Source organism: Aquimarina spinulae, from assembly GCF_943373825.1.
Lineage (GTDB): Bacteria > Bacteroidota > Bacteroidia > Flavobacteriales > Flavobacteriaceae > Aquimarina > Aquimarina spinulae.
In genome coordinates, this window is record NZ_CALSBP010000002.1 from 3,696,341 (window position 1) to 3,712,588 (window position 16,248).

Genomic DNA, 16,248 nt, shown 5'->3' on the forward strand with positions numbered 1-16,248 from the left:
CAAACCAAATAGGAGATTTTTACTTTTTGATTTTACATTTGTTATTTCGCTTTTGCGAAAGCAATTTTTACAGCTAATCCTGTTAGTACAGAAGCCATAAACCATTTTTGAACCCTTACCCATACTGGATTTTTTGCAAACCAACCCGCCATTTTTGCTGCCGAAATAACAATAAGAAAATTGATTGAAAAACTAATAATAATCTGCATCATCCCTAATTGAAAACTTTGTCCCAAAATTGATCCGTATTCTGGTTTGATGAATTGAGGGAAAAAGGATAAATAAAACAATGCCATTTTAGGATTGAGTACATTGGTAAGAAGCCCAATATTAAATAATTTAAAAGGCTTGTCTTTTGTTAAAGAACGATCGGCATCAAAGATTTTAGTGCCACCAGATCTAATCGTATTATAGGCTAAGTATAATAAATAACCAACTCCGAGGAATTTAACAATCACAAAAGCATAGGGTACTGCAAAAAAGATGGCAGTTAACCCAAAGGATACCATAAGAATGTGAAACAAAAATCCGCAGATAACTCCAAAAAGCGAAATGATTCCCGCCTGTCTCCCCTGGGATAAGGATCTAGAAATAAGATAGATCATATTAGGTCCGGGAGATAGTACCATTATTAGTGAGGCGAGAGCAAATACAAGAAATTCGTGGATAGGAATCATATATTTTAATTACGGGTTTATAGGGTAAAAGTATTGTTTTTTTCTAAGTTAAGAATCCTATTATGTTGTATTGACACTTAATTTGTATTTGTCGAATGTAAAATCCTTATGGTATTATAATTTATTAAATGTAACTGGTTTACAGATATCTGTATTTCTCCCTTACGGAAAAACCATAATTTCGCTTTGATTACGATATTAAAACCGTAAAGAATACTATTTAGAAAACCAACTTTTCATGTTTCGTAGTACAGTGTACATTTTTAATCTATAGTTATGAATTTGATGGTAAAGCAAATACGATTGATAGAGCGAGTTGATCAACTTATTCGTCTGCAAGCTACGGGCTCACCAGAAGAACTGATCTCTAAATTAGGCATCTCAAAAACCAAATTATACCGCATTATTAATACGATGAAAACTTTAAATGCTCCTATCGAGTATGATATCACGCTACAAAGTTTTGTGTATGCCGAACCGGTAGGATTTACTTTTGGATTCTATACAAAAAATCAAAAAGCAAAAATCCTTAATGGTTTTGGGAGATAACCAGAAGTATAGATTATATAAAACTAAATACTACATATGAGGCCCAAAATCATAAATCTACCCCCTCATTTCTTAAAAAAAAACATTTTTCCAGTTCCGTTTTTCAGAACTGGGATGTCTTATCATTATACACAATTTGTTTATTAACTAGGATGTATTGTAAAATTTTATAGCATGCAATAGATCACAAAATCATTAATATACTATGTCTAAAGAAAATTATGATGTAAAATTAGCTGTATTAGAAACACTACCACAAGAAGAAATAAAGGCACCTACACTTCCCGTTGATGTATTTATTCAAGAAGCCGAAAACTTGTACGTATGGACAGAGGAAGACAAAGAAATATTACTAGCCAAAGGGTTGGATTGGAAGATGTTTGTAGAGGATTTACCTATTAGAACTGGAGCCTGTCGATATGCACAGGCCATGTGGATGAAAGAACGATATAGCCAGGAAGAAGCCTCCAAAGTTTGGAAAGAAAAATCTCCTAAAGCATACGAGTTTAGAAATGATTTGCTTGCCGATTTGCGCTTTACGTTTCGCAAGAGACCAGACCTTATCACTCGTGTACGAGCTATTGCAGATGGAGAAGGGGATGCAGATATGATCCAGGATTTGATGGATATTAGTGTACTGGGTAAAGCCAATGTGCCAGAACTCGAAAAAAAGAAATACGATCTTCGAAACTTAGAACTGGCCGCACAGAAATCAGATACTCTGGCCGAATTACTGGCCAAAGCTAACGGAACTACTTTAGATAATTCTAAAGCCAAAGAAATCAGGGATAGAGCCTTTACTCATCTTAAAGAGGCTGTAGATGAAGTTCGGGATACTGGGAAATATGCTTTTAGAAAAGACCCCGAGCGTTATAAAGGATATATTAGTCAATATAAACGTAGATAATCGAGAGCTATAACTAGCCCGCGCCTAAGCTTAAGGTTTCTGTGCAATCATGGAGCCTGATCATACTGCGCGGGTTGGTTTTATAGCTCTGGGGAGAGCAGTCGGTATACCGATGGTCGATATAATTAGTGCGAGGAAAAACACAATGATGTGACGAAGATATATAATGTGCCGATGATCGATAAAAATGTTGTGAGGATGATGTTACTTATACCGATGGTTAATACATACCAATTGTGGATACTGTTTTTATTGTAATAAAAGGAAATGTATTCATTTACATATGAGTATGACATCACGGTACAAAGTTTTGTATACGCTGAGCTCGTTGATTTTACTTTTGGATTCTATACAAAAGATCGAAAAACAAATATTCTTAACCCTTTTATAGGCTGGCTAAGAGAACGGTTAATCCAAACCAAATATCAGATACCTAAAACCTCTTCGAATTTATTTTTAAAAAAACTTTCATTTTTTTTTTTCTCAGTCCCGAAAAACGAAACTGGGATGCTTTAATATTGCATTGGGAATACGATTAAAAACACAAAAAACAAGTTCATTTATAATGCTTTACCTATGTTTTTAGATGCTTGCTAAAGATGACTTCACCAGTATAGAGTTTCTGGTTTGTTTTCATAGTTGGTTAGGAGTTTACTAAGGGGTAAGCAATTGAACAATTCAATCCTTACAAAAATTACTTTTATGAAAAAACAACTTTTATTCTTTGTTTTTATGCTGAGTGCTGTGATGGTGGGTCAGGAGTTACCAGATCTGGCTCCTCCTACTCCAGAGGTAGCCGCTATGGGTAAATATCTTGATGTGCCAGTGAGTCTTTTTACAGGCACTCCTAATATTTCGATTCCACTGGCCAGTATCTCCGAGGGCATGCTGAGTGCTTCGGTCTCTGTGAGTTATCATGCTTCAGGGATTAGAGTAGGTGAGATGGCCTCCCGAGTGGGATTAGGCTGGTCACTTCATGGCGGAGGTATGATCTCCCGCCAGGTTCGCGGTATTGCCGATGACCACACCGAAGGCTTTATTAATACCAGTAACACAATTGATCATTATTTTGCCCAGGATGCCAATGGGCGAGCACAATTATTTCAATCCGCCTTATCAGACAACCAGGATTTTGAATCAGATGTCTACCATATCAATGTCGCCGGGTTGTCAGGCAAGTTCTTTTTTAATCAGAACGGTACTATCGTTATGCATCAAAAGAGTGATTTAAAGATTGTGGCGCTTCGTGATGGGATTACCATTTCAGGATGGCAGGTGACCACCCCAGAAGGAGTGCTCTATAGTTTTGGAGTCATTCCGGGAACTACTCAACAGGTAGCTGAAATCAAGGAGACCCGTTTTTTTTCGCAAGCAACTAATTTACCTTCAAGAATTATAGAACATACTACGGGATGGTACTTAACTCAGATTTCTGATTATCGTGGGAATCAAATCAATTTTAACTATACCAAGGGGACTCAACAGATTACCTATTGGAATATAACGGGGCAAAGTAAAAATTTAATAGGAGTTGGATCATCGTGTAGTAGCAGTACTGCAGAGCCTGTTTCTTTGACAGAAGATAAGTATACCCCTACCTATTTATCATCTATCACGACTACTCAAGGTAGTATTGTTTTAGAATATAATGATACCCGTATAGATCTTAAAAATGACAAAGCGCTTACCGGGGTCAAACTGTTAGATAGCAACAATGCTACTATTGATCGATATGTGTTGGAACAAGGATATTTTACTTCTGCTGGGGGTATGGAGCATTTATTGAATTATGGCGATACAGATCAGCGTACCAAGCGTCTTTATCTTAAAACCATCACCCAACAAAAAGGTAGTACAGACAATAAAGTTCATCGTTTTACCTATAACCAGGCCCATCAATTGCCAGAGCGTTTTTCGTTTTCACAGGATTTATGGGGGTATTATAACGGAGTCAATAATGCTAAACTATATCCTGGTATTGTGTATGTTCCTTATACTTCTGCTGTAGAGGTAGCAGGAGCAGATAGAACCGTAAGCGAATTGCATACCAAGGCCTTATTGTTAGAAGAGATTGTTTATCCAACAGGAGGAAAAAGCAAGTTTATTTTTGAATCCAATACCTTATCAGGGAATCAAGATTTTTTTATAGGAACCAAAATGGTAGACCAACAAATCCCAGGAGCCCAGTTGCATAACGATGCTTCACAACCCGGGGCTACTTTTTCTACCACCTTTACCCTTAGTGAATCTACTGATGCCTATTATAGTGTAGAGGCAGAAACCTCTTGTCAATACAGTAACAACGATTGTCCGGCGATACGTTTATATAAAGACGATGCTATTATCACGACTTTTAATACCGCCAATGAGACTGGTATTGAGGGTTTATCTGCTGGTAGCTATACTATAAAAATTGAAAATGGTCCATTTCAAACGGGGAATACTGTGAGTATTGCTTTTACTCAAAAAATAGCCATTAATGCAAGCCAGGCTAATGAAGCAATAGTTGGAGGCTTACGGATAAAAGAAATCCAGTTTATGGATTATGATGATACCATGATCAATAGTAAGCAATATAACTATCAAAAGTTTGATGATGCTACAGTATCTAGTGGAAGGTCTTTAAACCCTCCAGTTTTTGTATCGCGTAGGATCCCTTTTAGTGACTGTAGCCAGGATGTTTTACGATCAAATTCAATTTTTCCACTCAATGGTCAAGGTGGTTCTCATGTAAATTATACAAATGTTACCGAATATAATCAGGGTCAAGAAAATGGAAAAACCCAGTACATCTATAGCTACAGTGCAGATGGGAGTATTAATGCTACTAATGTATTTGATGGTATTGGTAATTTGATGGTTCCTGCAACAGATTATTCACATCGTAGAGGGCAGTTATTAGAAGAGAAACAGTATCGATATGAGAAATCAACAGATAAGTTTACCATAGTTGAAGCCACAAAAACGATCTATACTCCTACCGATGATTTACGAACACAAAACCTGATGATGGGTAAGGTTGGAGATCTTAATGAACATGCAAGATATGATAACATCAGTGAACGCTATTTACCCTCTGGTAGAGAACAAACAACATATTATCCATCGGGAGCTGTAAAAACGACGACTCAGTATACTTATGATATAGGGTATCAGGGGAGAACCATCCCTATAGCAACTACCACTACCAATAGCTTTGGAGAGATGATAACCTCTAAACGTTTTTTTGCAGATGATGTAACCTCTGCTACCGCTCTTGGAGCACCTCTTACTACCGAGGAGTACACCGCAATAGGTACTCTTAAAAAGAGTAGTGGTCATCGTATAGGAGAGCCTATCCAGCAAGAAACCTGGGTAGGGGATCAACAAGTAAGTGTACAACGTACGACATATAAGGTTTGGAATGGTATGACCTTACCCAAGGCGATTCAAGCCTCTAAATCAGGAGGGGCCCTGGAAGATCGTATCGAATACCTGTCTTATGATGCCAAAGGGAATCCCTTAGAGGTAAAACAATCAGAGGGGAGTCACCTTATTTATATCTGGGGGTATCAGGATAGTTTCCCTATTGCCAAGGTTGTAAAATCCAGTTATACGGGTATGCCAGCAGCAGTAACGAGTTTGATTGATCAGTTAAAAACGGTTTCAAACAGTGAAGATAGTACCGCAAAAGAGCAAAACATGCGAGATCTGGTGGTTCAGCTTCGGGCACATTCTTATTTTGCTGGTGCACAAATCACTTCCTATACCTATGATCCACTGATAGGGGTAACCTCTGTTACCGATCCCAAAGGATATACTATGCATTATAGCTATGATACCTTTAATAGATTGGAATATGTAAAGGATGATGCCGGGAAGCTGATTTCAGAGAACAAATACGGGTATAAAAAATAAGGAAAACAATGAGAAATACTAAGATACAACAGTATATAATTTTGCTTGTCCTAATGATGAGCAGTACAATGATGTTCTCTCAATTAGGAGATTGTGGTATTACTTCTTACCGTGATGCCGATGGTGATGGTTGGGGAGATTATAACAACAAAACCTGTCAGCTTACTATTCCCAGTGGATATGTTTCTAAATACGGAGATATTAATGACAATAATCAATGGATTACCAATATCCCACCTAAGAACTTTTATAGAGATGCCGATGGAGATGGTTGGGGTAATCCCAATATAGTAACCTATCGTAGTGTACAGCCTTCAGGTTATGTGACCAATAATAGTGATCGTGATGACAGTACCAGTTTGATTACCAATATTGCACCTCGACATTTTTATAGAGATGGCGATGGCGATGGATATGGTCATCCTGGTATAAGCACCTATCGCAGTGTACAACCCTCTGGATATGTAACCAATAGTAGTGATTGTAATGATGGCAGCAGTGCCATACATCCTAATACAGTATGGTATAAGGATAGTGATGGTGATGGTTTTGCGATTGCAACAAAAAAGCAATGTAGCAACCCCGGAGCAGGATATACCCTTAGTGTGCTTCCGGTTACCGATTGTCATGATGGCGATAGTAGTTTAAACCCCAATACGATTTGGTATCCTGATGGTGATAGTGATGGCTGGGGAACGGCCTCTGATTTGGGAGCGGTAAAGAGACAATGTAGCCAACCAACCGGTTATACACAAAAGGTAGGAGATTGTAATGATAATAACATTAATATCCACCCCGAAACCGTTTGGTATAAGAATAGTGATGGTGATGGCTTTGCCAGTACCTCTAAGGTGCAATGTACCAATCCGGGAGCAGAGTATACTTATGAAGAATTACCTCTGGGGGATTGTGATGATAGTGATGCTGCTATCCATCCTAATACAGTTTGGTATAAGAATAGTGATGGGGATGGTTTTGCCAGTACCTCTAAGGTACAATGTAGTAATCCTGGAGCTGGTTATAGCTTAACGGTAAAACCATTGGGGGATTGTGATGATAGTAATGCAGCGATTCATCCTAATACAGTTTGGTATAAGAATAGTGATGGCGATGGTTTTGCCAGTACGACCAAAACCCAATGTGCTCACCCAGGTAGCGGCTATAGTTTAACGGTAAAACCACTGGGAGATTGTGATGATGGTAGTGCTGCCATCCACCCTAATACGGTTTGGTATGCAGATACCGATGGTGATGGTTTTGGAGACCCTAATGTTTTAAAACAACAGTGTATCCAACCTGCGGGGTATGTATTGAATAATAATGATCAATGTCCAGAAAAATCAGGACCCCAACAAGGCTGTATTTTTATTCCTCATCAGCTTCATCTCTCTAATGAGAATTATGTGTTTACCCGGGTGTATCAAAAGCCAATGACCTCACCAGACCAGATACATTATAATAAAGATGTGATAGAGAGTGTCACCTATTTTGATGGATTGGGTAGAACAAAACAACAAATAGCGATCAAAGCTTCACCCGATGGTAAGGATATTGTAACTCACATCGGGTATGATGAGTATGGCAGGCAAGACAAACAATACCTGCCTTTTGAGTCGAATACTAGCTGTGGGTAGTTATAAAGATGTTGATATTGTTAACGATATTAACCAGTATTATGAAACTAAGTACGCCTGATGATTTTATCGGAGTAGCAAAAGGATCATGAAGGATTTTAATGCCTATTCAGAAAGTGTGTTTGAAGCTTCTCCTCTTAACAGAGTAGTAGAACAGGGAGCTCCGGGTAAGGATTGGAAAGGCTAATAAAGATAGTGACTACAGATCATACGATTAAATTTAATTGGGATACCAATATCGGCTAATGAAGTGGTTACTTTTAAGGTAAATTTTGCCAACCCATGGTGATACAGAAACCCCAGCCTTAGTACAAGATGGTTTTTACCCTGCCAATCAGTTGTATGTTACCATCACCAAAGATGAGAACTGGACTGCGACAGATGGTCAATAATCCATACGACCAAAGAGTACAAGGATAAACAAGGTAGAGTGATCTTAAAAAGAACCGTATGCTGTTGGGGCGCCGAGCGTAGTCGAGGCGCATGACACCTATTATGTGTATGATAGATTTGGGAATTTAACCTATGTAATCCCTCCTAAAGTAACTACAAATGACGGTGTATCAGAGAGTGAGTTATCTGAATTGTGTTATCAATACAAATATGATAATCGTAATAGGCTTATCGAAAAGAAGATCCCTGGTAAGGATTGGGAGTATATTGTGTATAATAAACTAGACCAACCTATTCTTACTCAAGATGCCAGTTTAAGAAAAGCAATGACAGGTAAGGCGTGGGATCAATGGTTGTTTACTAAATACGATGGCTTTGGTAGAGTGGTGTATACAGGAACCGTTATAAACGGAGCTAATAGAAAGGTTATTCAGAATAACGTGAATAATGCTACAACTCCACAGTATGAGTCTAAACTAGATTCTCCTATTACTATTGGTGGTACAACTGTTTATTATTCTAAAGATGCATATCCAACAAGTATCTATAAGGTGTTTACCATCAATTATTACGATGATTATACTTTTGATCTTGCAGGACTAACCAATCCCGGTACCGTATATGGTGAGACTGTTCTTAACCATACAAAATCTCTACCCACAGGAAGTAAAGTACGGGTACTAGACACCAATGACTGGATTACTACGGTTACCAGGTATGACAATAAAGCAAGGCCTATATATATCGCTAGTAAAAATGAATATTTAAACACTACAGACGTTATAGAAACCAAGTTGGATTTTATAGGTAAGGTAGAAGAAACTACTACTAGACACAAGAAAGGTAATAATGCTGAAATTGTTACCATAGATACATTTACCTATGATGATATGGGTAGGCTGTTGATACAAACCCAAAAGATCAATACTCAAGCAGTTGAAACTATTGTTGAAAATACCTATGATGCCTTAGGGCAATTAGAACGTAAGAAAACAGGAGGAGGATTACAAGAGGTGGATTATACCTATAATGTACGAGGTTGGCTTACCAAAATCAATGATCCTAATACTACTCTTGGCAACAAGCTTTTTGCTTTTAAAATTAATTATAATACACCGCAACATGGAGCTACGGCATTGTTTAATGGTAATATCTCTGAAACTACATGGAAAACTGCCAATGATAACGTAGAGCGACATTACAAATACAGTTATGATGCTTTAAATCGAATTACCGATGCAAATTATAATAGTCAGGATAATAGCGAGCAGGATTGGTTTAGGGTTTTTGGGATTACCTATGATAAGAACGGTAACCTAAAATCACTAAAAAGACATAAAAAAGGAAGCCTTAATCAAAGTGTAGCCTTAGATTACCTATCCTATACTTATGATTCTGGAAATAAACTCTTAACTGTAGAAGAACAAATTGATGGGGCCAGTGGGTTTGAAGATGGTACCAATACCAATGATGATTATACTTATGATCCCAATGGCAACATGACTATAGATCAAAACAAGGGGATTACAGGGATCACCTATAATCATTTAAATCTCCCCAAAACAGTAACTGTAAATAATGCTTCTCATACCGGAAATATTACCTATATTTACGATGCCACTGGGGTAAAACTAAAAAAGATTACCACAGAGGGAAGTTCATCAACAACAGAGTATGCTGGTAATTATGTGTATAAGAATGGTACGTTAGAATTTTTTAATCATGCAGAAGGTATTGTAGAACATGAAGCAGATGGATATAAATATGTATATCAGTTTAAGGATCATTTAGGTAACATTAGGCTATCCTATAAAGATGCTGATAAGAATGGTACTATAACGCAAAGTGAGATTATTGAAGAGAAAAATTATTATCCCTTTGGACTACAACATAAAGGGTATAACAACACCATTACTGGTAGGGAACATCCATATAAATTTAATGGTATTGAGCACGAGCAAAGTTTAGGTCTTGATCTTTACGAAATGCCACTGCGTCAATACGATCCTGCAATAGCTCGTTGGACTTCGATTGACCCTATTACGCATCATTGGCAGTCTACTTATAGTGCTTTTGATGGAAATCCAGTTTTTTGGGCTGATCCTTCTGGCGCAAGTGTTGAACAAACTGAGAATGGAACAACATATACTGGTGAAAATGCTAAAGTTGAATTTCTTAATTTAAGGAATCAATATGGTGATTCTGGAGGAACTGATCCCAAGAAGAAGAAGAAAAAGAAAAGCCAAAAGAAGGATGTAAAGGACATGAATGCTGGAGAGTTTTATGGGATGGCATACAATGGTGCATCTAGAACAGCGTTTTTAAATGGAAACGACCCATATAACCCTACAGAGGCTGATATTGCTCAAAATGAAAGAGAAAAAGCTGATGCTGCGGGAGAACTAATTTTATTTGTTGTTGGAGAATGGGCTGTTGTTAAAGTATTGCAGGGAAGTGCTTGGATTTATCGAGCAATTAGAGTAAAAAACGCTGTAAATATAACAAGAGCAGTTGGAGCTGCTCCTAGAGGTTTTTCAAAAGTTGTATCTACTGTGTACTCTTCCAAGGCATTAGGTGGCTTAAGAAGTACTGAATTGGGAGCACAGGCTTTTGATAAAGTGAATGATATAATGAGAGCAATGCAAAATGGAGATCCGTGGCTTTATAATGAACCTATCTTTACATATTTATATAGGGGACAAAAATATATTTTAGATGGACATCACAGAGTGTCAGCTGCTAAAAAATTAAATTCATCATTAGAGGTTATAGAGTTGCCTTATGATAAAGCATATCAATTATTTAAAAGTAAGGTAGATGATATTCATAGAGGGTTATTTGATTAAATTATGGTAGAAGAATTAAAAAAGTATGTAGATTTTATAAGAGAGTTTGAAAATTCACTTACTAGTGAGTTCGATATTAATGGTAATATTTGGAATAGATCTGGTAAAGATTTTCCTAAATCTGGAAAAGTTAAGGATTATCAATATAAATTTCATGGAGCAGGATGTGAGGTAATAAAGAATGATATTATTTGTGAATATGATATAGCACCGTTAAATGGTCGTGATATTAAATTCTCACCATGGAAATTTTCAAAATTTATAGAAAGCCACCCAGATTTAAATATTATAAATAGACATGATCTAGAATTAGGTTTGTTATTTCTTGTAAATGAAAAGAAAATATCTAAGTTAATTATAGATGGGATTGAGACGGGAGTTTATGAAGTTATACCGAGCTCGGTAATAGGCCCCGATAGCGCAGATTTGTAATCCGTGGTAATGGGTCAAACTGGTGCTTTTGAGAAAAAGCATTCTAAAATTTGATTACCAAATTATAAGTAAAAAAGAGTTGTATTTCTACAACTCTTTTTTTTATGCATAAAAGTGAGCTAAGAAAACAGTTTTCTAGTCTGCCAGAAGGGAGAAAAAGAACAATACAACCCCTATTAAAACCAAATCTATGCGAACAAACAACATTTCTGAGATACAGATTAGCTACTCATCTCATATTGCTAAAAAACACAGAATAAAAATTAAGAGTTCTACAGATGCTTACAATGTATTTATTAATTCTTGGGATCAGAAAACTATAGGACTACAAGAAGAATTTAAGATTCTACTCTTAAATAACACAAACGAAGTATTAGGAGTACAAAATCTATCAAAAGGAGGGATTAGTGGTACTTATGTAGATGTAAAGCTATTATTTGCTACAGCTTTAAAAGTATGTGCTAGTGATGTTATTATAGCTCATAATCATCCCTCTGGCACTCTAATACCAAGTGATTCAGATATTAGACTAACTAAGAAAATTAAAGAATCAGGTAACCTATTAGATATTAATTTACTAGATCATTTGATTATCACAAAAGATGGATTTTATAGTTTGGTAGATCATTGCAAGTTTTAATCGTTATCAAAATCAAACAACTCAGTAATATGAATTTTCAGGGCTTTAGATAGAGCTCTCATTGTAGATAGAGTAGTATTTACTTCTCCTCTTTCTATTCTTCCTACCTGACTAATGGGAATATCAGCATCATTAGCTAGGCGTTCTTGAGAAAGCTTATTCTTCTTTCTCAAACTTCGTAAATGCTTTCCAAAAGCAATGATATAATTATGATCTTTAACCTTCACAGGCTAAAATTGCGTAAACCTTCAAAATAAAAACAACGCATATATGCGCTATTTTATAAATTTAAAATTTATATTTGAAGAAATTTAAACGAAAATGAAAAATGAAGACGCTAATATTAATACATTCTATTGGGAGGGGAGAGTATATAGGTATAAGCTGGTAAAAGCAATACTGCTGGATGAAATTTCATTTCAGGATGGATATAAAAAACTAAATTCTACTACAGTAGATGAGTATACAGAGGATCATCCGGTATTTAAGAGGTGTAAAGATCTAATTGAGAAAGAACAGATCTACAGAAAACAAAAACTAACCCTGGATATATTAGCCAAAAAACTAAAAACAAACAGAACTACACTTTCTGCGGTAATAAACCAGGTGTCACAACAAAGGTTTACAGATTTTATTAATACATACCGGGTAAAAGAAGCCAAAACATTACTAGGCAATCCAGATTTTGATAAATATAAAATCTCTGCGATTGGGTATGAGGTAGGATTTAGTCATGTAAGTACATTTTATAACGTTTTTAAAAAACATACAGGGGTTACACCAACGACATATAGGCAAAGTTTACGGTAATATTTGCATGTAGAGCCACCAGTAATCATTTTTAATAGGTTAAAAATTTATCAGTTCCGAAAAATGAAACTGGCGGGACGTATTATTGTAGCATCAAACAATAATTAGATACCGTTATGACCAGACAAGAATATTTACAATTTTGTAAAATCTGTACAAATCAAAAATTTGACTCAAAACAAGGGATAGTTTGCAGATTAACCGATGCAATTGCAAATTTTGAAGATACCTGCACTACATTTGAAGAAGACCCGATACTGGCAGAAAAAGAAAAGCAACTTACGATAACAAGAACAGTAGTGGGTAAAGAAGCGAGCCAGGGAAAAAGATTTACCAACTATATCCTGGATTCTATATGTATTTTGGTATTTGGTTTTGTGTTTGGTATTGTCGTAGCCTTTATTTTTCCGTCTATGTTATCGATTTTAGAAACAGATAGCCGAATTATAGACTACGGGTTAGGTTTTATATTAGGAATGATTTATTATTCTTTTTTTGAAATAACCACAGGTAGAACGATTGGTAAGTTGATTACAGGAACAAAAGTAGTTGATGAGTATGGAAATAACCCTGACATGCAAACTATATTAGTACGTAGTCTATGCAGGCATATTCCTTTTAATGCGTTTTCGTTTTTGGGTGACGGTTCGGGCTGGCATGATACACTGTCTAAAACAAAAGTAATAGAAGTATAAATAAACGACTTTGATTATTTAAATAGGGTTAGATAAAAATAGGTGAAATGATACTAATAAATTATTCGTTGTTATGATTAAAAAAATAGGTTTTGGGATCGTTTTTTCTTTACTAGGTATGGTGATTGCTCTTTTTTTGACTTCATTTTTTAGAAACCAGATTCAGTTATTGTTTCAACTAACAACTAATGATAGGATTCAATATTTTGGAAAAGGTTTTTATCTTTTTTTGAGTACTATATATTACATAAGTTTTACAATTGCAATAGTAGTGTTAGGTATGGCTAATCTAACATTGAATTTTAAGTTGATACTAAAAAATGTGTTGATATGGATAGGAATATTTACCATCACATTGGTCATCATTTGTGCAATTAATGCCAATTTCAAAATAATAGCATGCACGACTTGTGATGATGGAATACTTAGTATGCATCATAATGCAATTAATTACGGAATAATTCTGAGTATAAGTGCAGTTTTTGCATCAATCCCGAGTATATTAAAAATCTCAAAACAAAAAAAGAGTAATTAAAATGCGGAAATATAATTTTTTTGTAATGATTATAATTATTTCTATGACGATTATAAGTTGTAATAATTGTAATGAAATTCAAGGAATAGAGATTCCAGAACTTTTAAATAGACAAATAGATGATTCATATTGTGATACACTAGATAAAGCAATTAAATTAGATAAAGAAGCAATAATTAAAATTTCAACTTATAAAATTTCGGATGCAGGAGGATATGAGCATGGTTATGTTTTAATTCGTTTAATCGAAAAGATTGGAGAGCAGGAATATTTAAGAGCAATTGAAAACCTATCGTTAGAAGAAAAAAAATCTATTGAATCATATTTGTGGGCAGGTTTAGGTTATGGAGTAAATAAAATATATAAAACTAAAAAACTAAATGAAGTTTTACCTCTATTAGCAGAATTATTAAAACGATAATAAGTCAAATCCGCGCCATCGGGTGAAGAACCTAAGAATAGTGTTTTAGGTTATGATTTAAAAGGAGATAAATTGAGAAAGGTACTATAAAGAACATTATGATAAAAGATCCGGAAAAGAAAAAGAAAGAATTCAAGCATTTAACAGATTCATTGAAAAAATGAAACGTCAATTTGAAAACGCACCAAAAAAGACAAATTAATTATGAAAAAAATAGTTATAATAATTATAATTCTACCCTTTCTTAGGTATTTTCCATTAAATTTTAATGAATCATTAAACGATTTTTTTGTTAATAACTCTTTCTATTTATCAATTATAGCAATATTCGCACTAACAATTTTTGCTTTTAAGATCAGAAAAAGAATTACTTATATTAGCTTAGGAGTAGTTTTATTTCAAATAGTATTAGGTAATCAAATTCAAAACATTTGCAATTATACAGTTATCGAAATCAATAAAGGGAAACAAGTAAAGGATTTTAACAATCCATTTTTAGGAATGAAAATGAAACTAGGAGAAAATAACGCTGTTTTCTATTATGAAAATTATTTCTCCTCATACAAATCGTTGTTATTTGAAAAATCGCACGGCATAAAAGATGAAGACTTAAAAAATGATGAATTAAATTTTGAACTAACCGATGTTATTAAGGTATATAATAATGATTGGTATTTAATAAGAGTAGATTGAAGGTAGTGTCGGTAATAAGTCAAACTGGTAATGGGTCAAACTGATGCCTTTGAGAAAAAGTATTATAAAGTTTGATTACCAAAAAAATTAATAGGAAGTTTTAGACCATATGAATAAGAAATCCTTTTTAAGAGAGAAAAAATGGAGAACAATTTTATTTCTTCTTATTTTGTTTATAAATTATTTTTTTTTCAAACCTAAAAATATAGAATGTGATGTTTTACCATCTTTTATAAAAAGTAATTTAGGTTCATTGTTATTGTTTTTAGCAGCTTTTATTTTAACACCAATACTTTTAGGAAAAAGAACAATATGGGTGCTTTTTATTGTAATTGTTAGCTATGACATACTCTTTATACTTTGCTCAACAATGAACTAGTAATAGTAGCTTAGTAGACTTGCGCTCATAGAAGAGTGATGCTCTGCGATAGTTTGCAATTTCGCAAGGTTCTGAGTAAGAAATAAATATTGATAAATCCACAGCATTGACCTCGATGGCGCGGATTTAAGATACAAACCCAGACCATCGGGTATATGTTAAAATATTAAGTCTATAAAAATATATAATTGTCTGTAATATTGTTTGTTAAATTTTTATTTTTGGATTATTAACCAAATTTAAATATAGAAAAATGAAAAAAATCCTAGATATTTCTAAAGCAATTATCCTTAAAAAAAAAGAACAAAAACTAATTAATGGAGGAAAAGCAGATTTGTGTTCACCAAATAAATGTCTTGTTAGTCTACATCTTATGATTAAATGCTGTTCAGGAAAAAAATGTACCAGGCTTATACCTGTTATTGGTGTCCCTAATATGGCCTCAGGTGTTTGTGTTTAATGAACTCGATGATGCGGATTTGTAATCCGTGAAACATAACAAAATATAAAACAGTTACAGTAATGTAACTGTTTTTTGATGTATAAAAGTGAACTACCTAATTAGCATACAAAAAAACGATCATTGTAAGCCAATATCCCGATGGCGCGGATTTAAGGTTGCAATCCGTGAAGTATAAGTAATATCAAAACGGTTACTTATAATGTGGCTGTTTTTTTTGTTATAGTAAATTACTAATAAACCTGATGGCTCGGATTTACGATAGAAATCACATTAAATT

15 protein-coding genes and 1 pseudogene are annotated in these 16,248 nt (G+C 34.8%); 14 read left to right on the forward strand and 2 right to left on the reverse strand.

All coding sequences use genetic code 11. From position 1 onward, the window contains the following. Positions 1–41 precede the first annotated feature (41 nt). The gene (locus tag NNH57_RS21345) at positions 42–677 is read right to left on the reverse strand and encodes a LysE family translocator (RefSeq protein ID WP_108807866.1); all 636 of its coding nucleotides are present in this window, start codon (positions 675–677) and stop codon (positions 42–44) included. Positions 678–953: 276 nt separating this feature from the next. Between NNH57_RS21345 and NNH57_RS21350 the strand changes: the two genes are divergently transcribed. The 8 genes and pseudogenes from NNH57_RS21350 (at position 954) to NNH57_RS21385 (ending at position 11,975) form a co-directional block, all read left to right on the forward strand. Next, positions 954–1,226, forward strand: a complete 273-nt coding sequence (locus NNH57_RS21350) for a hypothetical protein (protein ID WP_074409577.1) — start codon at positions 954–956, stop codon at positions 1,224–1,226. 205 nt (positions 1,227–1,431) lie between these two features. Then, entirely contained in the window at positions 1,432–2,133 is a 702-nt protein-coding gene (locus NNH57_RS21355) for a hypothetical protein (RefSeq protein ID WP_108807864.1), read from the forward strand. 702 nt (positions 2,134–2,835) lie between these two features. Beyond that, positions 2,836–6,030, forward strand: a complete 3,195-nt coding sequence (locus NNH57_RS21360; protein WP_254504231.1) for an RHS repeat domain-containing protein — start codon at positions 2,836–2,838, stop codon at positions 6,028–6,030. An 8-nt stretch (positions 6,031–6,038) separates the two neighbouring features. Further along, positions 6,039–7,664, forward strand: a complete 1,626-nt coding sequence (locus NNH57_RS21365; protein WP_254504233.1) for a DUF6443 domain-containing protein — start codon at positions 6,039–6,041, stop codon at positions 7,662–7,664. Between the two features lie 76 nt (positions 7,665–7,740). Beyond that, positions 7,741–7,851: pseudogene (locus NNH57_RS21370) on the forward strand (DUF6443 domain-containing protein); the annotation flags it as partial. 310 nt (positions 7,852–8,161) lie between these two features. After that, positions 8,162–10,903, forward strand: a complete 2,742-nt coding sequence (locus tag NNH57_RS21375; RefSeq protein WP_254504237.1) for an RHS repeat-associated core domain-containing protein — start codon at positions 8,162–8,164, stop codon at positions 10,901–10,903. Positions 10,904–10,906: 3 nt separating this feature from the next. After that, complete coding sequence (locus NNH57_RS21380) at positions 10,907–11,335, forward strand: DUF6896 domain-containing protein (RefSeq protein ID WP_108807665.1); 429 nt, start codon at positions 10,907–10,909, stop codon at positions 11,333–11,335. 190 nt (positions 11,336–11,525) lie between these two features. Continuing rightward, on the forward strand, positions 11,526–11,975 hold the full coding sequence (locus tag NNH57_RS21385) for a JAB domain-containing protein (RefSeq protein ID WP_108807664.1): 450 nt from the start codon (positions 11,526–11,528) through the stop codon (positions 11,973–11,975). On the opposite strand, the gene NNH57_RS21390 is transcribed toward NNH57_RS21385, so the two are convergent. Then, entirely contained in the window at positions 11,972–12,202 is a 231-nt protein-coding gene (locus tag NNH57_RS21390) for a helix-turn-helix domain-containing protein (protein WP_199915409.1), read from the reverse strand. The genes NNH57_RS21385 and NNH57_RS21390 overlap by 4 nt on opposite strands. Positions 12,203–12,296: 94 nt before the next feature. Here NNH57_RS21390 and NNH57_RS21395 point away from each other — a divergent pair, with 94 nt between their 5' ends. From NNH57_RS21395 to NNH57_RS21420, 6 genes are all read left to right on the forward strand, one after another. Further along, positions 12,297–12,785, forward strand: a complete 489-nt coding sequence (locus NNH57_RS21395; RefSeq protein WP_108807663.1) for a helix-turn-helix domain-containing protein — start codon at positions 12,297–12,299, stop codon at positions 12,783–12,785. Between the two features lie 116 nt (positions 12,786–12,901). After that, on the forward strand, positions 12,902–13,480 hold the full coding sequence (locus tag NNH57_RS21400; RefSeq protein ID WP_108807662.1) for an RDD family protein: 579 nt from the start codon (positions 12,902–12,904) through the stop codon (positions 13,478–13,480). A 73-nt stretch (positions 13,481–13,553) separates the two neighbouring features. Continuing rightward, a complete protein-coding gene (locus tag NNH57_RS21405) occupies positions 13,554–14,015 on the forward strand; it encodes a hypothetical protein (RefSeq protein WP_074406727.1) in 462 nt (153 codons plus the stop codon). A gap of 43 nt (positions 14,016–14,058) precedes the next feature. Continuing rightward, on the forward strand, positions 14,059–14,436 hold the full coding sequence (locus NNH57_RS21410) for a hypothetical protein (protein ID WP_074406726.1): 378 nt from the start codon (positions 14,059–14,061) through the stop codon (positions 14,434–14,436). Positions 14,437–14,640: 204 nt separating this feature from the next. Continuing rightward, positions 14,641–15,129, forward strand: coding sequence for a hypothetical protein (locus NNH57_RS21415; RefSeq protein WP_074406725.1), 489 nt, complete (start codon positions 14,641–14,643; stop codon positions 15,127–15,129). Positions 15,130–15,761: 632 nt separating this feature from the next. Continuing rightward, positions 15,762–15,968 (forward strand): hypothetical protein, encoded by a 207-nt coding sequence (locus tag NNH57_RS21420; RefSeq protein WP_074406723.1) that lies wholly within the window; start codon positions 15,762–15,764, stop codon positions 15,966–15,968. The last annotated feature ends 280 nt before the right edge of the window (positions 15,969–16,248 follow it).